The organism is Paenibacillus sp. FSL R5-0914 (genome assembly GCF_038004525.1).
In the GTDB taxonomy this organism is placed as follows: domain Bacteria; phylum Bacillota; class Bacilli; order Paenibacillales; family Paenibacillaceae; genus Paenibacillus_AQ.
Genome location: NZ_JBBORH010000003.1, coordinates 21,602 through 44,635, shown reverse-complemented (window position 1 = coordinate 44,635; position 23,034 = coordinate 21,602). Strand labels below are relative to the sequence as shown.

The following is a 23,034-nucleotide window of genomic DNA, read 5'->3' as shown; positions in this document are numbered from 1 at the left end:
GTACCTGTTGCTCGTTGTATTTTGTTGGAATTAATAACTATATTTAAAAAGTATCCTTTTGAATATCTTCTATAAAAAAATAGAGTTACATATTAGTTCTCTAATACGCAACTCCATTAATATCATTATTTATTCATAGCGTTAATGTAATATCAATACACCAAAGCCTTCCATAGTAACCTCACCCGATAACGTTGTCCCGCTCAGTAAATCCATTTTGGTCTCATGAAGATGGATCGCGACAGGAGCTTCACTATAATTAAGCAAAAAAGTATAACTGGAAGAAGTCCCGTTACGAACTTGCAGCTCTACATCTTCAGGGAGCACCAGCCAATCTACTGGCGACTGCAGGCTGACTTGATCTATGATTATGGACGCTGCTTGTTCATTAAAGACTGCTCCGTAATACCAAACCTCGCCTTTGCCACGACGATTTCTTGTAACCGCCGGTTTTCCCGCATAATAGTCCGAGGCATAGACCGCCATGACTTCGACCGAATCATCCTCAATCCGGAGAATATCATTAAAATCATCTGCCCCAGTAACCCCTTCTGCCGCACCCGACCAGCTAATCGTCGTTGGCTGACGACTACCTTTAACCATTGTGAATTCTTCGACTGTGATCCCGCATAGATCTCTAGCAGCACCTGGGAAAGGACGCATATAGCATTGGCCGCGTTCATCCTTATAGCCGGTTCTGCATCCGAAGATCAGTTTTCCACCTTGCTGAACGTATTCATCCAGAAGCGACGCTGTCTCATCTGTCATAATTGCCGGGTGAGGATAGATAAGCACATCGTACCGTGCGAGCTCTTCCAGCGTCGTCTTTTTGCGTAAATAGAGTACGTCATTCGGGATATGCTTCCGCTGGAGTGCCTTGTACCACTCCTTATTGCTCTTCCACATAAATGGACCATGCCACACATCATACTCTCCATCCCACTCATTAGCATAATCACGAACAATAGCAACGTTAGCCTGATTACGGGTGCCGATAAGTGCTTGCCCTGCCCCCGCCAGCTCTTGACCAATCTGTCCCGCTTCCCGTACTCTTCGGTTCGGCTGGTTATGGTAGTCGTTAATGCCATGCCAATAAATTTCATTGCCCATCGTGGCTGTCCGCCAGCGGAAATACAGCACCATATCTGCGCCATGAGCGATCGATTGATAGGTCCATAACCGCATCTGTCCCGGCTTCGGAGATGGCATATCCATCCGGTTCACCCAGCCACCCGGTCCCGACTGCTGCTCCATAATACAGAAATTAGGGGAAATAGAACGGACAATAGATAATGAAAGTCCCCAGCCTCTGTCATTCAGCGGATTCCGCTCATTCGGATCATAAAAAATAGTCGAGAACTGCGGATAGGAATCATAGCTGAAGAAATCCAGTAATTCATCCGTCAATTCATGGCTGTCGAGATGCCCGAACAGACCGTTCGTTGTTACCCACTGCTTAGGGGCAAGTTTACGGATGATGTCCGCTTGGTTTTCGGCAAAAGAAATCGTATTAGCCGATATAAACCGCTTTTCATCCAAAGCCTGATGGGGATTGGGCTGCTTGGGTGACGGGGTAGGACGCGGAAGATACACCTGAGACCAATCACTATAACTCTGATTCCAAAAAACAGCCCCCCAAGCCTCGTTTAGCCGCTCAAGCGTGACATATTTCTGCTGCAGCCATTCCCGGAAAGCCTTATGGTCACTCTCTGAATAAAATTCACTGATCTCGCAGTTGAGCTCATTATCAATTTGCCAACCGACCACACCTGGATGATTGCCATAATGTTCAGCCATCTGTTCCGTAATCCGAGCACACAGCTCACGGTATTTGGGGCTACTGTAATTATAATGACGGCGCATGCCATGCTGAAGGGTAACACCTTCATACGTCACGTTTAATACTTCTGGATACTTATGGGTCAGCCAAGCTGGAGGTGTTGCCGTCGGCGTACCGAGCACAACCTGAAGACCATGTTTATGAGCTAAATCAATCGCCCGATCAAAGAGCCCGAACTGAAATTCACCCTGGACTGGTTCAAAAATAGACCAAGCAAACTCCCCAATCCGAATGATTGTAAAGCCTAGTTCTCGCATCCGGCGATAATCGTCCTCCCACATACTTTCCGGCCAGTGTTCCGGATAATAACAGACGCCAAGCTCGAATTTTTCTGTTGCGACAGGTTTCTTCATGATTACCTCCAAAGTATTAAAAATATGCTTTCAGTATTTCATAATTCTATTGTAGTATCAGTATTGATAAGGCTTATATAACAAAATATTGCGATCATATAACTATCTTGCGTTAATTACCTTAATCCAACTAGCGCTCTGATGCGCGACAGAAATGAGTGCCATATAACATGAAGAAACAATGGTATTTGCCGACGCCAGCTTTTTCAAAATATGTCTGTTATCCTGAATTTTTGGGACATTACAGTCACTTTCCACAGCATACCGAGAGAAGAAGTGAAGGATTCCTGGGAAGCTATAACCTGCATTTAATCTTTGGTGGGGAGGGTTATGTATTCCATGAGGGCGAACGTATTCCGATGAGCAGAGGACGAGGGTTTCTTTACCCTAAAGGGGCCTACCAGCAGTACGGCTCTGATCCCGGAGAGCCTTGGGATGTTCGTTGGGTTCATTTTAGCACTCAAATTGTACTCCCCTTATTAGAAGAAGTGGACCAGTCTAGTGCATACCTGTTCACTTTTGATTTGGACGCTAAGCTGGACGAGCTATTCGAGGAAATGTACTTGCTGAGCGCTTCCTATGTAACACGTAGTGAGCCAAGGCTATCCGCGCTTCTGTATGAGCTTCTAGTGAAATTGCTACAGAATTCCGAACCGCTTCACGGCTCAGTACCGCACGAGGTCAGGCAGTCTATCCGCAGTGCCGCAGATATCATTCATGTCGAATGTGCCCGTCCTTGGTCACTGGAGTCGATGGCAAGACTAACCGGGTATAGCAGCTATCATTTTCTACGGCTGTTCCGAATGGTTATGGGCAAAACACCAAACCGTTATTTAACGGATTGTCGACTGGCCAGAGCCAAGCTTCTACTGGTTTCTACTGGACTCTCCATTGCTCAGGTTGCGACTCAGTCCGGTTTTGCCCAGTCCAGCTATTTCATTAAAGTGTTCAGAACGTTCGAGGGGATGTCCCCCGTAAAGTACCGTCAGGCTTTTGGATCATAATTCCTTAAACGAGAAAAAACCGAACGACAATCAGAGAAAACCCTGAAGTTCGTTCGGCTCAAACAGTCATTTACTTAGCTTCTTCCATAAATACTCTGAAGTTTTCTACGATCTCTTTTGCTTTAGTACGATATAAATAATGTCCTTCTTCAAATGTCAGCACTTTTCCATGTACAGAGTCTTTTACTTGCTTTTCATGCTCTGGTATCCATCTATCCGTTGCTGGTTGATTCGCTTGTATAAAGAAAATAAGAGGAAGATTTTTAGGAAATGTTAAGCTTTCAGCTGATTTAAAATTAGAATACATCATTCCAGCTTCATTTAATTGGGTGGGATTAAATATGTTTTTGCGATTGATCAGTCTCATTTGTTCTTTTGTTTTATCATCAAATGGTAGTTCAGCAATGGGGTCAGCACTAAATTTCATTTGCAATCTGATTAAACCTGATTTTTTGAGCAGATTTATAGTTCTTAATTCCGAAGCTTCGATCTTCCTCTCGCTTATCGATGGAACACTACTATCAAGCCCGACAAATGCACTCACTTCATTTTCATACTTGTTAACATAATCTAGTCCATATATGCCTGAAATAGAGTGGCCCATTAGAATATAACGGTCAATATTAAGAGCCTGTAAAGCTTCATGAATTTCACTTACAATATTCTCCGTGCTGCGCTCCTTTTTGGTCAGATCACTTAATCCATACCCAAAAGGCTCAATCATGACAACTTTGTAAAACGGCGACAGTTCATCTATTAATGCTTTAAAATCAAGAGCTGGCGCTGCTGTGCCATAACCCGGTAGTAGCACGACTGTTTCTTCACCTTTTCCTTGAATATAAACATTCATGTTTTTCCCATCTACGGGTACTAACTGACCATAGGGTTCTATTTTATTTTGTTCCGATTTATTGCTGATCAAATTAACTGTATAGACAATAGCGAGAAAAAGCACGATTGCGATGATTATTGCTCCTACTACTTTAAGTAGTATGTTTAGTATTTTACTTGTTCTCGTGCCCGCCTTCATTTTCATTCTTTCTTTTATTTCCACTCGTATCTTCTCCTGTCATCAGCTGTGTTTTGGACTAGCATAACTAACTGCTAAGCTAAGATTAACCAATGAAGATGTACTCTCTATGACGTTAACATGAACGGAGTATGAATAGGAAAAACAACATTTATACCAGCACACAAAAAAACAAACCAAGAGCCGAGCTCATGGCTTGTTTCCTTTTGAAATAAATTATCTCTCCTTAAGATTTACAGTAAATCTTCGCTCACAAAATCAACCATCGATTGAACCTTCAGTCCCTTAGGAGCTCCTGGAATCCAGTCCCTTCCATCGTTCCCGCGTTCCGAGAACGTTATCGTCTTGGGCTGCCCTGGGAGAAGATCAAAGTAATTGTCAGAGAATATTCCTTCATCTTCTGAGGTCAGGTATACGCCTCTAGCTAATACATCGCTTGTCACAGTGAAGCTTAGACCTCCGCTATCTGGAGTTTCCGTTATATTAATTACTGAATGCTGCAACCGAATTTCTTTTTCCGGGATAAAATAGTGCACCTTACGATCTATCATCTCGCCATTAGCCTGCAAGCTGATCTCAAGCAATACATCGTTCGATCCATGACCTTCTAACAGTTCCGTCACTGGAGACGAGAATACGATAGCCGCTGAATCGGCTCCCAGCTCAACGGGATATGTCCACTCTCGCAGTACCGAACCGTTAAACTGATACAATTTAAGCCCCAAATCAGCGGTGACTGCTGTTCTTAAATCAGATACGACATGAACGTCAATCCGCTCGTGGTCGGTACCGTCAATAGACAACAGAACATCTTGAAAGCTTGAGCGCACGGTATATTGCAATGCTTTCCAGCGTCCGTTGTAATCCATCCCCGCCCAAGAGGCGACCGGCCAGCAATCATTCATCTGCCAGTATAAAGTGCCCATACAGTAAGGTTTATTTCTTCTGTGACTTTCAATCGCGATTCGAATCGCTTCGGCCTGGAGGATTTGACTCATATACAGAAATGCTTTAAAATCCTTCGGCTGCGGCAGATACATATCCATGTATTCCTTGATCAGCAGGTTTCCGCGTCCATTCTTCTGATGCGCCAGCATCACCTCTGAGGTAAGCTCCAAATCCTGCTCTTCAGCATAGCTCATTACGGTCTTTAGTTCCGGGAACGACTGGAATCCGTATTCACTCATAAAGCGGCCAACCTTGGTATTATAATTCTCAAAAGGCTCAATCCCGTGCCACACGCCCCAGTAATGCACATCCCCATCGCCCACAATCCGCGTCGCGTGTTGATTCATATCTCCAGTCAAATTCCGCATCGGTGAAGACGGCCAATAGTCCACACCTGGATGGAACGCGGCTACAGCCTCCGGTAGAATCCGGTGGAATATTTCCTCATAATCAGCCCACATTGTAGCTCTTTGCTCCGCGCTGAGTTTTTCTTTCCAGCCCCAGCCCATATTTTCCTCGAACTGTGACCAGGCCGAATCAATCTCGTTATTGCCACACCATAAGGCGATGCAGGGATGATTGCGCAATCTTTTGACGTTATACTCAGCCTCTTTCTTCACATTCGCAAGAAACGCTTCATCCCCCGGATACATGCTGCAAGCGAACATGAAGTCCTGCCAGACCAACAGCCCGTATTCATCACAGAGCTTGTAAAATATCTCCTCTTCATAAAAACCGCCACCCCACACTCGCAGCATATTCATGTTTGATTCTGCGGCCGTGGCAATTTCATGCCGATACCGCTCTTCGGTAACTTCTGTGATGAAGCTGTCATTCGGAATATGATTGGCACCTTTGGCGAAGACCGACACACCATTCAGTACAAAAGAAAATGAAGCCCCTTTCGCATCACGCTCCCGAATCAATTGAATGCTGCGGAGACCGGTTCTTACACTTTTGCTAACTTCAACTTCCTTACCTTTCACCAAATCCGCTTGGAATGTATATAAATGTGGCTCGCCCAGCCCTCTACACCACCAGAGCTGCGGCTGATCTACCACGATATCCATCTCTATTTGTTGCTTGCCACTCTTTAAGGAAACCGCTTGCATCGACTCTAAACCATCAGCACTCATTCGCAGCATTCCCTCCCATGCCGCAGGAGCATCTACTTCAATAATTGCGGTTAATTGAGCCTCTTCCTTTGTGATCACATTTTGGCGGATATAGAGATCTATGATTTGAACTGAATCACGTCCCTTAAGGGCCGCTTTACGCCATATTCCACTAGTCAAGAAACGCGGACCCCAATCCCAGCCGTAATGATAAGGTGCTTTGCGGGCAAAAACACTAATCCGCTGTTCCTCTAGTCCCCCAAGCTCGGATTGATCATTCGGTGCAGGTAACGCATACCCCAGCCTCTCTAGCTTAGGTAGATCCTCTTTAACTACAGAGCGGAATCTCACTAGTATATGGTTTTCACCAATCTTCAACTGATCTTTAACATCCACTCTCCACGCCAAAAACATATTGTCTGCAGCGAGCACATGTACATTATTCACATACACGTCTGCATATGTATCAAGACCTTCAAAAATCAGTTCTGTGCAAGTAAGCTCCAACCACTCTTCACCAAGCTGCAAAGTGGTTTGATATTCCCAATCCTTCTTATCAATCCACTGTAGGTTATGTTCATTTGTTCCATAGAAGGGATCTTCAATCTTTCCGTTCTTCAGTAAATCCGTGTGGACCGTGCCTGGCACAGTAGCCGGAAGCCACTCCTCGTCACCACAGCTTCTAAATTCCCACTTCGCAAGATTCATCTCTAGATGTTTCATAATATCCTCCTAATTGCTAAAAGTTTTGTAGAGCATATGCTTCTCCAAGTGACTTCGTACAAAACTCACTTCGAAAGCGTCTGCTTAAGTTTTGTAAGCCTACTCATCTTTCAAAATAACATACCTCTTCTAGCATTTCATTGAATCCACTTGTTATTCTTGGTATTTTGTTATCCATTCGTTAGGTATGCACTAATTATAATCGTTCAAACAAAACAAATAAAGACAATAAATAATAATACAATACATTTCTAAACGCTTTATTTAAAGCTATAATGTTCATGTAAACGCTAACAAAATAATGAAAAGGGGATTAAGTTATGAGAAATAAGTTATTTTCGTTATTTTTTGTTATGGTTATGATTTTATCATCAACGCTTGCTGGCTGCGGCTCGAACAATGGCAACAGCACCAATAACGGGGCTTCTGCAACCGATAAGCCCCCAGCGACTAACACAGAGACTACCGGCGGTGACACGACAAGCAACGCAACAGCCGAACCTGCAGCAGGAGCTGACATTAGCGGCAAAATCACCTTCCTGACTAACAGAACAGACATGATTGGCAAAGAATACGATGAATATTTAAAGCGCTTTAATGAAAAATACCCGAACGTTAAAGTCGAATTCGAGGCTTCCCAGACCGACTATAATCAACAGGCTAAAGTCAGAATGGCCAGCGGCGAGCTTCCTGACGTTATGTTCATTCCTACCATTCCTAACTCCGACTTACCAAAATACTTCGCTTCACTGGATGATCTCGGCCTGAACGATCAAATCACTTTTAAAGACTTCAAATCCTTTGATGGCAAGCTGTACGGAATTACCACAGGGAACTCTACATCCGGGATTGTTTATAACAAAAAAGCATTTACGGATGCTGGCATCACAGAAACCCCTAAGACTTGGGATGAATTCCTGACTGCCTGCGAAAAGCTGAAAGCAAAAGGTGTCATTCCACTGTCCTCTAACTTCAAAGATAAATGGCCACTGGGTACATGGGCTTATGATACTCCGCGCCTAATTGCAGGCAACCCCGACTTCCCTAATGAGAAGCTGAACTCTGAAACACCATTTACCATGGACAACGGCTATGGTAAAGCCTTTAACCTGCTCAAGGAGCTCAACGAAAAAGGGTATCTGGAAAAAGACATCAACTCCACCAACTGGGAGCAATCGAAAAAAGACATCGCTTCTGGTAAGTTCGCCATGTACTATCTCGGCAACTGGGTCATTAACCAAGTTATTGGAGTAGGAGCTCCTTCAGACGATGTTGGCTTCTTCCCGTTCCCTTATGACAATTCAGGTAAACCATCCGCTACTCTTAGCCCTGACTTCTTCTATGCTGTTGCTAAAAACAGCAAAAATTTAGAAGCTGCCAAAGCTTTCGTAAAATGGATGATTGAGGATTCCGGCTATGAGGACTTCGCGGGCTTTATCTCCCCACTAAAAGGAAAAGAATCTAATCTGGCTCAGCTAAAAGAATTCCAAGCTACCGGAGTAGAGTTAGTAGAAGGAACTGTTGACGATGCGAAGGTTACAGAAATCGGCAACAAGGCACAATTAGATCTCCCTGCTGTTGTACAGGAATTTGTGCTTGCCAAAGATCCGCAAACTGTATTAGACAAATGGAATAAAGCCTGGGCTAAAGCTAAGAAAGATCTCGGCTATTAATACAAACTTTTGACCAGAAGTACAACACGGTGCAAAATGGATTATCGCCCTTACGGATAGTCCATTTTGCCTTTCCATACCAAGCTTTTATGAAAGAAGGGCTAGCGATGTTCGGAACACTTTCCTATAACAAACAAAAAATGATAATCATCGTATCATTCCTTACGATCCCATTGTTGCTCCTTGCGACATTCACGTATTATCCAGCGCTTAAGCTGATCTATTACAGTTTCACCAATTGGGATGGCTATAGCCCTGAGAAACCATGGGTCGGACTTGCTAATTACCGCGAGGTCTTCTCTAATCCTGATATTTTCAAAGTATTTACACATAACTTTGCTTACTTCGCTATGGGAATTGTTCAGAACATAGTCGCCATTTATTTTGCGGTTGTTCTGAATAGTAAGCTCAAAGGGAAAAACGCATTCCGAATCTTACTTTTCCTTCCTTACATCATGAACGGAGTTGCTGTTGCTTTTATGTTTGGTTATGTCTTTGATACTACTAACGGATCTCTGAATATGTTCCTGAATAGCATCGGTCTAACCGGACTAGGACAGACCAGCTGGCTTGGAACAGAAGGACTGGTCAACTATTCTCTGGCATCCACAGGATTTTGGCGTTTCATGGGTTATAACATGGTCATCTACATCGCCTCCTTGCAGGCCATACCAAACGATATCTATGAGGCTTCAAAGATTGATGGTGCTGGACCTTTCCAAACCCTTTGGAGAATTACTTTACCGAATATGAAGCCAGTCATTCAGCTTAACTTATTTCTTACCGTCACAGGAGCACTGGAAGTCTTTGATCTCCCATTCGTATTGACCAAGGGTGGTCCTGCAGGCGCCAGCGAAACTTACGTACAGAAAGTTGTAGACACTGCATTTGCTTACAACAACTATGGTCTCGCTTCTGCCATGAGTATTATCTTGCTCTTCTTTGTCGTCATCGTACTATTAGTACAGCAACTAGTTCTTAGCCGGGGAGGAGACAAATAGACATGACAAACTCCAAATTCCACTTTACAGATGTTATTAAATACTTCTCGCTAATCATCGGCGTATTTGTCGTGCTTTTCCCTCCTTATGTAGTTATCGTAAATGCCTTCAAATCGACTGATGAATTTAACAGTAGTAGCTCCATGGCACTGCCAAAAAGCTTTTTTAATTTCGATAATTTCATTGCGGTGTTCCAACGTGGAGGTTTACTTAACGGATTTGGTAACGTATTAATTATTATAGCTATTACTTTAATTCTGAACATTCTATTTGGAACTATGGTAGCATTTGTACTGGGACGCTTCTCTTTTAAATTAAAACCTGTTGTCTTTGGTGCTTATCTAATAGCTACTATCATTCCTAGCATCACGACGCAAGTAGCCACTTTTGGTATCATCAAAAGCATAGGGCTTTATAATACACTCGGCGCCCCTATCGTGCTATATATCGGAGCAGATGTGATTCAAATTATTCTTTATTTGCAATTTATCCGTAACATTCCCGTGGATCTAGATGAGAACGCGATGGTAGAAGGTGCATCTCTTTTTAAAATCTATCGCTCTATTATTTTTCCATTATTGACGCCGGCTACGGCTACTTTGATTATCTTGAAGACGATTAGTATCTATAATGACATGTACATCCCTTATCTATATATGCCAAAACAAAGCCTGGGCGTAGTTACGACGATCCTGATGCGTTTTCAAGGGGTCAATTCGGGCGAATGGAATTTGATCTGTGCGGCCATTCTGCTTATCCTGCTCCCCACAATAATTCTATATTTCTTCCTACAACGTTACATCTTTGAAGGCGTAACCAGCGGCGCAGTTAAATAAGGCGGTTCACTTTAAGAAAGGATAACGCAAATGGTATCATTCATCCGGCTAGCCTTACGAAAAATGTGGTTGTTCCTTGCCAATCTTCCGATGGAGCGAAAACTGATCGTCGTATTTGTCTTTCTGATCTCGCTTCCAATCACTTATGTTAGTTATTTGTCCTCCCGCTCCATGTTCAATTCTGTTCTTGTGAATGCAACGGAAGGCGCGAACCAAATGACATCGAATGCCTCTGATACCATTGACCGTTATGTTGCCGATCTAAAAAGATACACAGCGCTACCGCTGTATAACACCGATGTACAATTCTACCTAACTCAGCAAAATACCGACTGGGATAAAAGTACTGGCATGGCGATGTTCCTGAGCTACTTGAAGCATACGAAGGAAGAGATCATCGCCGTGTACATGGTGGATCAGTACGGTTCTGTTTTTTATGATAGAGTCCCCGGGATCCACGAGCTGTATCCTGAAGAACGACTAGCCGAATGGAAAACCTTAAGTGAAGAAGCTGGGGCCGCTCCTGTCATTCAAGGCAGACATACGATACGTATAAACTCCAATGTCCATAGAGAAGTTTTTAGTGTACTTCGCACCATTAATTCTGTAAGCACGCTAGATAATATAGGAATTCTCGTATTTGATGTAGACATCAACTTGTTTAAGGGGATCATTGATCCCGTAAACGCAGTTACACAAGGCAACACACTAATTGTAGATAATACCGGAGAACTGATCTATGACGGCGAAGACGCCTCAGACTCGATGCAAACCGGCGAGGGGCAAAGTCTGAACACGCAGCTTTTGCTGCAGCATGTGAATCAGCAACAGGATCATTTTCAAGTAGAAATAAATGGTCAGTCTTATCTTGCAGTGTATACTGTCTCGAAACAGACAGGTTGGACGACTATGGTTACGATTCCTTTGGCCCGTATCCTGTCACCTGTACAGAAGAATCGCAATGCTCTTATATTAACTACACTGATCATTATTGCTTTTGCACTTTGTGTTGCGACGTTCATCTCACATGCGCTGACCAAACCCCTTAAATCTTTAGTCCGTCTAATGAAACGGGTACAGCACGGTAATCTAGATGTCTGGCAGCACTCCAAATATAATGATGAGATTGGAATGCTTGGCAGTCATTTTAATCGAATGATCATAAGGGTCAAGGATCTGCTGCAGGAAGTATCCCTCACCGAGAAGCGTAAGCAGAAGGCTGATATGAGGGCACTTCAGAATCAGATCAATCCCCATTTTATTTATAATACGCTGGAGTCTATCCGTATGCTGGCAGAGAGCAATGATGACCCACGTGTAGCGAAACTCACCTATTTGCTTGGACTTCAGATGCGTTACAGTATTGTCCGAAGCGAAGAAGCCGTTACGATCAGACAAGAGCTGGATCATGTACGAAATTATTATCATCTGCTACAAATCCGGTTTCCAGATAAGTTCAATCTACACATTGATGTGCCAGAGAAATTTCTACATCTTCCTGTTATCAAGCTTGTCTTCCAACCCATTGTGGAGAACGCAGTTTTTCATGGCTTAGATCAAAAAGTAGGTCTCGGCACCTTAAGCATCACCGCATGGAGTGAGCATGGAAATGTCGTATTCTGTGTAGAAGATGATGGCATCGGTATGGATGCAGCTACCCTTCGTTCCTTAAATAATAGTCTGCAAAATGGGACTGAAAGTGAAATTTTTGGTATTGGCCTACGAAATGTGAATGAAAGGATCCGGCTGCATTACGGCAGCTCATTCGGGCTCCTTGTAGAGAGTAAGCTCGGAGTGGGTACTCGTGTTACGCTGCGTATTGAGGACATTACCTTCACTACTCCTAGTGAAGATGATATGAATTACAGAGAGGAGATGCTCTGATTGCTGCGTATTGCAATTGTTGACGATGAAATCCTGATCCGCGAAGGTCTGGCCCGAATGATCAGCAAAGAAAATACTGAATTTCTGGTAATCGGCACCTACTCCGATGGGAAACATCTACTTGACGAGTTACCTTCACTTCAACTTGATGTTGTGATTACTGATATTCGTATGCCGCAAATTAACGGCTTGGAATTAATTAAACAATTAAAAGCCAGTCACCCACAAATCCGCTCCATTCTAATGAGTGGATTTGTTGAATTTAATTATGCGAGAGAAGCCATACGCAGCTCTGCAGTAGACTACTTATTAAAGCCAATCGATAAGGAGCAATTATTCGAGCTGCTTTATCAATTGGAGGAAGAGCAGCAGTTCTCTCGTGACAAGGAGGTACGTCACCGTTCTGGTCTCTTACTGACCCTTCTTCAAGGCGACGAGCCCCCTCCACCCTTGCTTTTGTCGAGCCTTACTTTGCCCCAGCCTTATTTCTCAGTCTTTGTGTTCAAAGGAAGATCAAGAGAACCCGTCTGTTTTTGTGTAGACAGTCTGCGGCAAGTGATGGTATTTAGTATCGACAGCTTAGAGATTCAAAATGGACTGCATGTCTGTATCCTGTATTCTACAAAGCAACTCTCAGACAGCGATAGGAATGAAATCGGCGACAGGATCCGTATCTCTGCCAATGGTATAATACTGCATGTAGGTACTAGCAGTTCCTATAACGATACCGCCAAGCTTAGACAAGCATATCTAGATGCTAAGTTAGCCTGCAGCATCGGCATTTATAATCCTGACCGATTGCACTATGCAAATATTCAGAACATTCAGCAGTCTGAGATAAATATCCTTGAGCCTTTTAATGCGATCAAGGAACCCTTAATCCATGATCTGCAGATCCTGAATATGGAGGGTGCTTTAGAGCGCGTGCATAACTTATTCTCAGTTCTGAAATCACAACAAGCTATGCCTCATCAAATTCTCCGTGTCTGTCGATGGGTTATTGAATCTGCGCAGAAAGAACTGCAAGAATTCGAGACCCTCTACAAAGGTGCACCCTATCTTGGGCTGGATGAAAGCATCGCGTCCAGTATGAGCTTCAGTGAAATCGAGCGTAGTTTCACCAACCATTTCTCAAGCATTCTATTTGAGATCAGAGCCCATCGCCTAGAGATGTCCGGTACAGCTGTAGAAACCATAAAGCGCTGGATATCAGCCAACTATAATCAACATGCGGATCTGAACACCTTAGCGAATATGGTTTTTTTGACACCAAGCTATTTAAGTAAGCTGTTCAAACAAGAGACTGGACTTACATTAACGGACTACATCACGGAAATCCGGCTACGCAAAGCCAAGCATCTGCTCAAGAATGCCCCTGACCTAAAGATTCACGAGATTGGAGCAGAAGTTGGATATGGCGATCCTGCCTATTTCAATAAGCTTTTTAAACGTGTAGTCGGCGTTACACCCAATGAATATAAACGAATTTCTATCGTATAAGGAGTTTGATCACTTGCAATCACAGATTCACACGAGCAGCGATAATCATGAAATCACCGTCTATGACACCACAGAACTATACGGTGAACAAGGTGCGTTCCGCGTCATGCAGTTTTCCAATCAGGCCATTCAAGGTGCGCTGGATCTCAATCATCCAGAACGAATTGTGTTTGAATATCCGCGAGCCATCATTCACTTGATGGAATGCAATGCTCCCTCTTTCGAGGATGCCTTTCTTATAGGTCATGGGATTGGAACGATTGCTGGGCATTTTCTAGACAAAAGATTTAAAGTAGCTGAGCTAGACAGCGAAGTAGTCGAATTAAGCCGCCGCTATTTTGGATACATCCAAGATAACGTAGTGATCGGTGACGGACGTCAGATCCTTGAAGGTGAAGAACCACAGAAATATGATTACGTCATCTTGGATGCTTTCACCGCCGCGGGCACGCCGAGGCACTTAATCTCCAATGAATTTTTCAGCATCGTGTATTCAAAATTGAATGCCGAAGGGTATCTCCTAATGAATCTAATGGGAAAAGGTGAAAATGACCCACATATTAACGCGATTCACACCACGCTCGCGGAAGAATTCACCTATATCAAATCCTTTTCACTGCCTTCAGATGGGGCTGCGGATATCAAAAACATCATTATTATAGGTGGATTTAAGCCGATCCGCTTTCAAGCTCGCCACATGGCAGGCTTTAAAGAAATCCAGCTTGGGCAAGGATATCTTATTCGGGATTAAAGTTATGCAAATAAAAATGACCTCACCCTCCACTTCACTGTGGATTTTGAGGTCATTTTTGGGTTGTTACTATCTGATATCCTTTACACCGGATTAGGGACAAAACTGCCACCTCGGCAATACTTCAAATAATTTAGCGCATGTACTTGTCCAGTCATTTCTAGTTCACCCTGGTAGACAGGATCATGCCAGCCTTCAATATCAATAGTTCCCTTATAGCCGGCTTGGCGCAGAATCGAGATGATATCCACCCAGTTCGTATCTCCGAAGCCAGGCGTCCGGTCCCATACATAAGACTTAGGTCCGTGAATTCCGTATTCCTTGACGATATCCCAGGCAATAGTGGCATCCTTGCCATGTACATGGAATACCTTATTCACCCATTTGCGTAGCTGCGGAATCGGATCAATGAGACCTATCAGCTGGTGGCACGGTTCCCATTCCAGACCCAGATTGTCTGCTGGTACAGCATTGAACATTTTCTCCCAGGCTGAAGGATTGTGAGCGATATTCCACTCTCCGGCCTGCCAGTTTCCACCCATAGAGCAATTTTCAAAAGCAATTCTTAAGCCACGATCGGCTGCCCTTTTGGACAATTCACTAAACACCTCTGCAAATCTCGGAATCGACTCGTCAATCGAAGAACCTGGAAGACGTCCAGTGAATCCGCCGATAATATCTGTGCCGAATAAATGGGCATGATCAATCAATCGCTCCCAGCTGGCGAGTGTGTCAGCGTTGTCGCCTGTTCCTGAAAGTGGATTGCCATAAATCCCAACAGAAGAGATGACAAAATCATGTTCAGCAGCCAGTTCCCTAAGTCGTGCAGCTGTTTCTACAAGATTGGTTTCACCAGTGGTCTGCCAAAAGTTCAGGTTAAAGGATTCAAAACCATGCTGAACGATTTGTGGAATCATGGTGACAGCCTCTCCGCCACGAACTAGAGTACCTATTCTCAATGTGTCTTGCATTTGGGTTACCACTCCAATGATAGCGTTTATAGTCAGTATTATACCTTAAGTGTTTTGAGCATCTTGCAAGAGCCTCGTTTGAGCAATACCGCATCGTAGACAATATGCTGATGACCTGACCGTCCAGAAATTAGATCAAGCAGAACGCCCACACTGGATAAAGCCATTTCTGTACCCGGTTGGCTGATCGTATCAAGTGAAGGATGAAAATATTCAGCCATTTCGATCCCGTCAAAGCCAATGATTGAAATATCATCCGGAATAGACAACCCCGCGGTAAGCACCGCTTTGGCAGCACCGATAGCAATCGTGTCGGAGGCTGCAAATATTGCGGTTACTCCCTTATCCCTTTTAAGCAATCTTCGCGCTGCATCAAATCCAGAGCTAGGACTGTATTCACAATCTTCCACAAGCTGTGCATCATAAGGCAGATTATGTTCTTCCAGTGCTTTCTTGTAGCCCAAATAACGCCGGTTGCCTGTCGTTTCATCCAGTAATGGGGACTTGGCTAGAAAACCAATATTCTCATGCCCAAGTGAGACCAAGTAATTGGTGGCCTTATAAGCTTCCTTCAATTCATTAATGGTGACACTAGAAAAGATATCAGGGTCCACCTCTTGTGTAGATGTGATCGTTGTCAGAACAAATGGGACCGTCAGCTGCTTGAATTTCTCTTCAGAATGATTGTAAGTTCCGCCCATGAAGATAATCCCGCATAGATTCTTTTCTTTAGTCAGCTGAATCGCCGCATTAATTTCATCCGTTCCATCCTCTACCTGATGAATGAGGAAGGGATAACCTCGAAGATTAGCCTGCCGCTCGATTTCTTTGATCATATTGGAGAAAAACGGATTAGTAATCCCTTTAACCATGAGCGCAATATTCTTAGACTCCGTCGTTTTTAAATTTCTTGCATTGGAATTAGGAATGTAATTATATTCCTTAACAACATTCAGAACCTTTTCCCGTGTAGCCTTGCTCACCAGCCCCTTATTGTTGATGACCCTGGAAACCGTCGAGATGCCCACTCCGGAAATCCGCGCGATATCCTTGATATTTACGTCCACTATACTCCCCCACTTATAAGTAAGGGAGCTATATGCTACTATAGCTCCCTCACACCTTTTAACGTTCTTTAGTTCACTGGAACAAACTCAGCCAATTGCTTTTCTACTTCGGCAATAACCTTGTCAATTCCTGCTTTTTTCAGTTGCTCACGGTAATCCGCTACAGCAGCTTTAGGATCTTTGCTTGTTTTACCAAGCATCAATTGAACACCAAGCTGGGAATTTACGTTGGAGATCGAAGCAATCTCTGTAGTAACATTCGCTGGATCGAAAGTAAAGCCGTTGTATGGATCATTGATAGCCACTTTATCCCACTCTGCGAACAGAGAATTACGGATTGGGTTCTCTGTGTCCGTAGGAACTACGAATTTGTCATTACGAAGTGACCAAGCAGCGAAACCTCCGCCGTCTGTTTTTTCGTTGAAGCCTGCAGGCTGCTTTTTAACTCCATTTTCCATGACATATTGCTTACCTTCAATACCGTTTTGGATGAGGTTGTAGTAGCTTTCGTCAGTCATGAACTTCTCGATTACCATCAAAGAACGCTCTGGATTCTCAGAGTTGACACTAATTACGGTAGAGTTATCAACACCCATTTTACGTTTAATCTTCTTGTTAGCTTCTGCAAAAGTATAGAAATCAGTTTCTACCCCTGGTAGTGCCGTCTTATCCCCGCCATATTGACCGAGCCAGTCCTGAGTATGCGTCAAGTAACCCGCGGAGTTTGCTGCTCTGAAGTTATCCTTGCTTCCAAGTGATGAGGACAGTACATCTTTGCCCCAGTATCCCTTGTCTGCCCATTCACGCATCTTCACAGCCCAATCTTCGAATTCTTGGGTGTAGGCTGGAGAGAACACTGTTTTGTAGTCCTCTGCGCTCTTAGTCGCTAAATTGATTTCATTTGTTGAGATCCCTGGTGCATTAAGCCACTGACCAGTAGTATCTACGAGCATTCTGAACATATTTTGTGCATCTTCAGCTTTACCATTAATAGGTGGGAATGATTCATTGGCAACTACATTGTCCATGTATTTAACCATATCGTCGATAGATGCAATTTTTTCCATGCCGTATTTTTTCAGCAAGTCTACACGATAAGCATAACCGCTTGGTGTATATTCGCTATAAAGACTCGGAACACCATAGATTTTACCTTTGACCTTCGTATTTTCCCACACACTTGCTGGAATTTCTGCCTTCAGCTTAGGAGCAACTTTGTCGAGCATGTCAGTAATGTCTACCAATGCACCTTCACTTGCTAATGTATAGTAGTTTACCGGTGCTCCAGGAGAAGCATGTGACAAATCAAAATTTTCACCAGAAGCAAATAGCAATGGATATTTCGTTGCAATATCTGGCCAGTCGATATATTTAATTTCTAAAGTTGTATTGATATCTGCCTTGAGTTTTTTGTTAATCTCAGCTAGAATCGCCTTATTTTGAACACCTTCACTGCCCCACAAGTAGTACGTCAGCTTTGCTTCTTTGGAAGTATCGACTCCTCCTGTATTGTTAGCAGATGTTTCTGGTGATTTAGTAGCTGCTGCATCATTGCTAGAAGCATTGTCTTTGGATGATGAGCAAGCTGTAAGTGCCCCCGTAAGCATTAGGACAGCTAGTAAAGAAGACGCCATTTTTTTACCTTTCATTAGGTAAACCTCCCTTTTTTTCTGTTAATAATGATTGCTTGATTTATAATAAACGCCCTATGAAAAGGAAACGTCCATTAACCCTTTACTGCCCCGATTGTGAGGCCTGTTACGAAGTAACGCTGCACAAATGGATATAGAAGAATAATAGGTCCAGTAGCTAGCACAGCTGTAGCCATTTTAATGGATTGCGTCGGAAGATCAGCAGTATTGATTACCGCCCCCGAATTGACTAGCGCTCCGAGATTCGCCTGATTGACCATTCGCTGCAAGAAGTATTGAAGCGGATACTTCGTCGGATCGTCGATATACAACATTCCGTTATACCATTCATTCCAAAAGCCCAGTGCCGAGAACAATCCAATCGTAGCTAAGGATGGAACTGCTAGTGGAATGAATATCCGCCAATAGATGCGGAAGTCACCGGCGCCGTCAATTGTAGCGGATTCATATAGGGAATCCGGAATAGCTTTCATAAAGTTACGCATTAGGAAGATGGACCAAGCGCCCACTACACCCGGAAGGATCATGGCGAATAAGCTGTCCTTCATATGAAGATGTTTGACCATCAGGATATACGTTGGAATCAAACCACCGCTGAAAAGCGTTGTAAAGTAAATCATAAAGGAGAAGAAATTACGATATTTGAAATCTTTTCGGTTAAGTACGAACCCAGCCATTGACATCATGAATAGTCCAAGTACCGTACCTACTACGGTGATAAAAATCGTAACCTGATAAGCACTTACTAGTTTGCCAGAGTTATTTAACAGCAATTCATAAGCCTTTATTGAGAATTCCTTTGGCCAGAGCTTATAGCCTTCACGGACAATTTCCTGTTCATTCATGAACGAGGAAGAGATCATTAATGCAAAAGGAAATACACAAAATAGTGCAAAGATTGTAATGCAGAGATAGCTAACCGCTTTAATGAGAATACTGCCAGAATCCTGCTTGATTTTTGATTGTTCCACTGATATCACCCCTATTTCGTTTCTGAATTTAGAATAATGCGCTGTCTGGTTCGACCTTACGAACAATAAAGTTTATCACCAGTACCAGAATCAGACCGAATAAGGATTGATAGAAGCCGACTGCCGCACCCATGGAGAAGTTGAATTGCCCCACTAATGAACGGAAGACATAGGTATCAATGATATCCGTCTGCGGATACAGCACGGAGTTAGTACCAATCAGGTTGTAGAATAGGTCGAAGGAGCCTTTAAGAATGCCACCCAATCCGAACAACAGCAATAGAATAAAAGTAGGCTTCAGAATTGGAAGAGTCATGTAGCGAATCCGCTGCCAGGTCGTAGCCCCATCCATATAGGCCGCCTCATACAAATCATGATTAATTCCTGTAATGGTTGCCAAATAGACAATCATACCGTATCCAGTTCCAGCCCAAATCTTAAAGGCAACAATGATATACTTCCAAATCCCAGGGTCAGAGTAAAATTCATAACGATCTAACCCCAAGCTTACAAACATCGTATTAATAAAACCTGAGTTGAAGTTGAACAAGTTGTAGGCAAATACACCGACGATAACCATTGAGATAAAGTTTGGAAGAAGAATGACGGACTGCGTTATCTTCTTGAACCACTTACCTGCTATTTCAGATAACATAATGGCGAAAACGATTTGAATAATATTCCCCAAGGCAAGAAATACAACATTGTAGAGTAGTGTATTTTTGGTAATATTCCAGAGATCACCGTTTTGAAACAGGAACTCAAAGTTCTTAAGGCCAATGAAATTACTACCGAAAATTCCCTTGTTTAGTTTGTAGTCCACAAATGCGACGTAAGCGCCAGGCATTACGGCATAGTGAAAAATAATGAAGTATAGGATTACAGGCAGCAACATTAGAAAAAGCACTTTGTTCTTAATGACTTCCCGGACAATATTTCCACCCGCAAGCTTAATTCTTGACAATGAGCCCACCTCCAATTTGAAAGATGCATTTCATCATATGCATAACTTAGCTTCCTTTCTTGTCCCGCAACCAGCTTAAAACTGATTGCTCATCCTTTATGATAAAGCGTATCGGATGATATAGAAACGTTTCCATAATTTCTTTGAAACTCCCTGTACGAAAATCATACTCCCTAGATGTATGCGCTGTCAATTCATTTTATTTTTGTTTTTCTAGTAATAAAAATCACAATTTACAACCTAAATATAATGAATCAGCCGATTTCACGAAGATAATTGACTTTTTATGGCCTTCGGACTAAGATCGATATGTATCGTTTATGGAAACGTTTCTATCTGTTCTTTCATAAACATGTCAGCCTCTATCTATGACGTCTGACGTTGAACTCCCCGTACCGATCTATTACATGTCTCATCCAATAATATTAATCTGCGTATGCACACGGAACAGGGTATTGAAAGCTATCCTTTACTCGGAATCCTCTCCCGCTTAAAGTAGCGGCGAACAGAAATCGCAAGCGCTTTCTTATTGGTATAGCACATCTAATTTTCACAATAACTATCAATGCGCTCACGAGGAAGGTGTTAACCATGACTAAATCTTTTATCCAAGATCTTGTGAACGATATGACTCTGGAAGAAAAACTGGCCCAATTAACCCAGCTAGGCCCTCACTATTGGGGCTTGGATGATACCGTGGATTTAACCGGCCCATTTAAAGAACTGAACATTCAGCCACAGGTAATGGAGAACATCGGAAGTGTTCTGAACGGTATTGGAGCCAGAAATGTGATTGATCTGCAGACCCGGCATTTGCAAGCCAGTCGTCAGAAGATTCCTCTGCTCTTCATGGCGGATGTCATTCATGGCTACAGAACAATTCTTCCGATCCCGCTTGCGATAGGTTGTAGCTTTGATATGGAAGCTTGCGAACGATTTGCTGAAATTGCAGCCAAAGAGAGCGCAGCTGCCGGCATCCATCTCACTTTCTCACCTATGACGGATCTCGTACGCGATCCGCGCTGGGGACGGGTGATGGAGACATCCGGTGAGGATCCTTATCTAAATGCCCGTGTAACTGAGAGCATGGTACGGGGCTATCAGGGCAAAGACCTAAAAGAAAAAGGGCGGATCGCTGCCTGTGTGAAGCACTTCGCCGGTTACGGCGCTCCCGAAGGCGGTCGTGAATACAATACGGTAGATATGTCCCTCGGCGTATTACGTGAGTTCTATCTACCAGCCTATAAAGCTGCTGTAGATGCTGGTGTAGCCATGGTGATGGCCGCATTCAATACGATTGACCGCATACCAGCAAGCGGTAATTCCAAACTTCTCCGGGGAATTTTGCGTGAGGAATGGGGCTTCAACGGCGTTACTATTGCCGACTTCAATTCCGTCAATGAGCTAATCCCCCATGGTGCAGCTGAGGATGGCCGTGAAGCAGCGGAGAAAAGTATAGCTGCCGGACTTGATATTGAAATGATGTCCACCCATTATCTAAACCACGGTGCCGGTCTGGTCGAGGAAGGCAAGCTGGATGTCTCTTTGATCGATGAAGCCGTTATCCGAGTGCTAGAACTTAAGGATGCCCTCGGCTTGTTTGACAATCCGTTCAAGGATGCAGACCCGTTAGTAGATGAGGCGCCCACGCCGAGCACGGAGAATTTGCAAGCAGCTAGAGAGCTGGGTGCCAGCTCAGTGGTACTGCTGAAAAATGACAATGACGCTCTGCCCCTTAAACGCGGTATGAAGATTGGATTGGCTGGTCCCTTCGCTACCTCTATTCATGTGCTGGGCGGCTGGTCTGGAACGGAAAAAGACCCGGCCGTATCACTCTACAACGGCATTTCTCAAAAAACATCTGCCGCAGATATTATTACGGCCATGACTGGTGAGCTGGGAAGCATGCTGGAGGGTGTTTTTGATGTAGAGGATGAAATCGAAGAAGCCTTCCAGCGCCTAAAGGATTGCGATGTAATTCTCGCTGCTGTAGGTGAGAATCAGCAGGATACCGGGGAAGGCGGAAGCAAAACCAATCTGCGCTTGTCGACCAATCAGGAGAAGCTGATCTGGCGTTTGAAAGATACCGGCAAAAAGATTGTTACCGTTGTATTTAGCGGCCGACCACTGGAACTAACCCCTGTTCTTGAGGCCAGCGACGCTTTGCTGCAAGCCTGGTTTCTGGGTACAGAATCCGGAAACTCACTAGCTGATGTGCTGTTCGGAGATTATAATCCATCCGGTCGTTTATCTATGAGCTTCCCTTACTCGGTTGGACAAATTCCTATCTATTACAATGCCTATCAGACGGGGCGTCCCTATGATCCCCTATATCCCAATGTACGATATGTAACTCGATATCTGGATTGCCCTAATGACCCTCTCTTCTGCTTTGGCTATGGTCTGAGCTATTCCAGTTTTGATTACAGCAACTTCAATGTTGATGCTAAGGGTCGGATTGTTGCCTCCATTGAGGTGGAGAATACTTCAGACATCGCCGGTAAGGAAACCGTTCAACTCTATATCCATGACGTCAGCGCAAGTGTCGTTCGCCCGGTCAAAGAACTAAAGGGCTTCCGGCAAATTACACTCGCAGCGCATGAGAAACAAGTAGTTTCTTTCGAGATCACTAGAGATATGCTAATGTTCTACGGAAAAGACGATCACTTGGTCTACGAGCCCGGAGAATTTGATATTATGATTGGTAGAAACTCCGGAGATCATTTCACACAGCGGATCTGGATCGGCTAA

Annotated in this window: 16 protein-coding genes; 8 read left to right on the top strand and 8 right to left on the bottom strand. The window is 43.7% G+C overall.

The annotated features are described in order from the left end of the window. Positions 1-141: 141 nt before the first annotated feature. Positions 142-2,193, bottom strand: a complete 2,052-nt coding sequence (locus tag MKX60_RS23585) for a beta-galactosidase (protein ID WP_076299089.1) — start codon at positions 2,191-2,193, stop codon at positions 142-144. A 170-nt stretch (positions 2,194-2,363) separates the two neighbouring features. On the opposite strand from MKX60_RS23585, the gene MKX60_RS23580 reads away from it, so the two are divergent. Beyond that, complete coding sequence (locus tag MKX60_RS23580) at positions 2,364-3,197, top strand: helix-turn-helix transcriptional regulator (protein ID WP_076283833.1); 834 nt, start codon at positions 2,364-2,366, stop codon at positions 3,195-3,197. Between the two features lie 70 nt (positions 3,198-3,267). On the opposite strand, the gene MKX60_RS23575 is transcribed toward MKX60_RS23580, so the two are convergent. Beyond that, positions 3,268-4,233 (bottom strand): alpha/beta fold hydrolase, encoded by a 966-nt coding sequence (locus tag MKX60_RS23575; protein WP_076284135.1) that lies wholly within the window; start codon positions 4,231-4,233, stop codon positions 3,268-3,270. Positions 4,234-4,460: 227 nt separating this feature from the next. After that, a complete protein-coding gene (locus tag MKX60_RS23570) occupies positions 4,461-7,013 on the bottom strand; it encodes a beta-mannosidase (protein ID WP_341061171.1) in 2,553 nt (850 codons plus the stop codon). A gap of 320 nt (positions 7,014-7,333) precedes the next feature. Between MKX60_RS23570 and MKX60_RS23565 the strand changes: the two genes are divergently transcribed. From MKX60_RS23565 to MKX60_RS23540, 6 genes are all read left to right on the top strand, one after another. Continuing rightward, a complete protein-coding gene (locus tag MKX60_RS23565; protein WP_341061170.1) occupies positions 7,334-8,686 on the top strand; it encodes an ABC transporter substrate-binding protein in 1,353 nt (450 codons plus the stop codon). A 107-nt stretch (positions 8,687-8,793) separates the two neighbouring features. Continuing rightward, on the top strand, positions 8,794-9,687 hold the full coding sequence (locus tag MKX60_RS23560; RefSeq protein WP_042185025.1) for a carbohydrate ABC transporter permease: 894 nt from the start codon (positions 8,794-8,796) through the stop codon (positions 9,685-9,687). A 2-nt stretch (positions 9,688-9,689) separates the two neighbouring features. After that, positions 9,690-10,523, top strand: coding sequence for a carbohydrate ABC transporter permease (locus MKX60_RS23555; RefSeq protein ID WP_341061169.1), 834 nt, complete (start codon positions 9,690-9,692; stop codon positions 10,521-10,523). Between the two features lie 30 nt (positions 10,524-10,553). Continuing rightward, positions 10,554-12,407 carry a sensor histidine kinase gene (locus MKX60_RS23550; RefSeq protein WP_341061167.1) on the top strand — a complete coding sequence of 618 codons (1,854 nt, stop codon included), beginning with the start codon at positions 10,554-10,556 and terminating at the stop codon, positions 12,405-12,407. Continuing rightward, complete coding sequence (locus MKX60_RS23545) at positions 12,408-13,907, top strand: response regulator transcription factor (RefSeq protein WP_341061166.1); 1,500 nt, start codon at positions 12,408-12,410, stop codon at positions 13,905-13,907. It abuts the gene before it with no gap. Continuing rightward, entirely contained in the window at positions 13,879-14,658 is a 780-nt protein-coding gene (locus MKX60_RS23540) for a spermidine synthase (RefSeq protein ID WP_081382817.1), read from the top strand. Before MKX60_RS23545 ends, MKX60_RS23540 begins: the two co-directional genes overlap by 29 nt. A gap of 83 nt (positions 14,659-14,741) precedes the next feature. On the opposite strand, the gene MKX60_RS23535 is transcribed toward MKX60_RS23540, so the two are convergent. The 5 genes from MKX60_RS23535 to MKX60_RS23515 form a co-directional block, all read right to left on the bottom strand. Beyond that, positions 14,742-15,629: a sugar phosphate isomerase/epimerase family protein gene (locus MKX60_RS23535; RefSeq protein ID WP_341061165.1), complete on the bottom strand. Its 888-nt coding sequence runs from the start codon at positions 15,627-15,629 to the stop codon at positions 14,742-14,744. 38 nt (positions 15,630-15,667) lie between these two features. Next, positions 15,668-16,696: a LacI family DNA-binding transcriptional regulator gene (locus MKX60_RS23530; protein WP_218640842.1), complete on the bottom strand. Its 1,029-nt coding sequence runs from the start codon at positions 16,694-16,696 to the stop codon at positions 15,668-15,670. Between the two features lie 68 nt (positions 16,697-16,764). Further along, the gene (locus MKX60_RS23525) at positions 16,765-18,345 is read right to left on the bottom strand and encodes a DUF3502 domain-containing protein (protein ID WP_076283824.1); all 1,581 of its coding nucleotides are present in this window, start codon (positions 18,343-18,345) and stop codon (positions 16,765-16,767) included. Positions 18,346-18,422: 77 nt separating this feature from the next. Further along, positions 18,423-19,319 carry a carbohydrate ABC transporter permease gene (locus tag MKX60_RS23520; RefSeq protein ID WP_197069743.1) on the bottom strand — a complete coding sequence of 299 codons (897 nt, stop codon included), beginning with the start codon at positions 19,317-19,319 and terminating at the stop codon, positions 18,423-18,425. Between the two features lie 28 nt (positions 19,320-19,347). Next, positions 19,348-20,283: an ABC transporter permease gene (locus tag MKX60_RS23515; protein WP_256716269.1), complete on the bottom strand. Its 936-nt coding sequence runs from the start codon at positions 20,281-20,283 to the stop codon at positions 19,348-19,350. A 591-nt stretch (positions 20,284-20,874) separates the two neighbouring features. Between MKX60_RS23515 and bglX the strand changes: the two genes are divergently transcribed. Next, positions 20,875-23,034, top strand: coding sequence for a beta-glucosidase BglX (bglX, locus tag MKX60_RS23510; RefSeq protein WP_341061164.1), 2,160 nt, complete (start codon positions 20,875-20,877; stop codon positions 23,032-23,034).

Coding starts and splice junctions, on each gene's coding strand:
- MKX60_RS23550 (WP_341061167.1), top strand. CDS start 10,554: ATGGTATCATTCATCCGGCTAGCCTTACGAAAAATGTGGTTGTTCCTT.
- MKX60_RS23560 (WP_042185025.1), top strand. CDS start 8,794: ATGTTCGGAACACTTTCCTATAACAAACAAAAAATGATAATCATCGTA.
- MKX60_RS23575 (WP_076284135.1), bottom strand. CDS start 4,233: ATGAAAATGAAGGCGGGCACGAGAACAAGTAAAATACTAAACATACTA.
- MKX60_RS23570 (WP_341061171.1), bottom strand. CDS start 7,013: ATGAAACATCTAGAGATGAATCTTGCGAAGTGGGAATTTAGAAGCTGT.
- MKX60_RS23580 (WP_076283833.1), top strand. CDS start 2,364: ATGAAGAAACAATGGTATTTGCCGACGCCAGCTTTTTCAAAATATGTC.
- MKX60_RS23585 (WP_076299089.1), bottom strand. CDS start 2,193: ATGAAGAAACCTGTCGCAACAGAAAAATTCGAGCTTGGCGTCTGTTAT.
- MKX60_RS23555 (WP_341061169.1), top strand. CDS start 9,690: ATGACAAACTCCAAATTCCACTTTACAGATGTTATTAAATACTTCTCG.
- bglX (WP_341061164.1), top strand. CDS start 20,875: ATGACTAAATCTTTTATCCAAGATCTTGTGAACGATATGACTCTGGAA.
- MKX60_RS23525 (WP_076283824.1), bottom strand. CDS start 18,345: ATGAAAGGTAAAAAAATGGCGTCTTCTTTACTAGCTGTCCTAATGCTT.
- MKX60_RS23540 (WP_081382817.1), top strand. CDS start 13,879: ATGAATATAAACGAATTTCTATCGTATAAGGAGTTTGATCACTTGCAA.
- MKX60_RS23535 (WP_341061165.1), bottom strand. CDS start 15,629: ATGCAAGACACATTGAGAATAGGTACTCTAGTTCGTGGCGGAGAGGCT.
- MKX60_RS23565 (WP_341061170.1), top strand. CDS start 7,334: ATGAGAAATAAGTTATTTTCGTTATTTTTTGTTATGGTTATGATTTTA.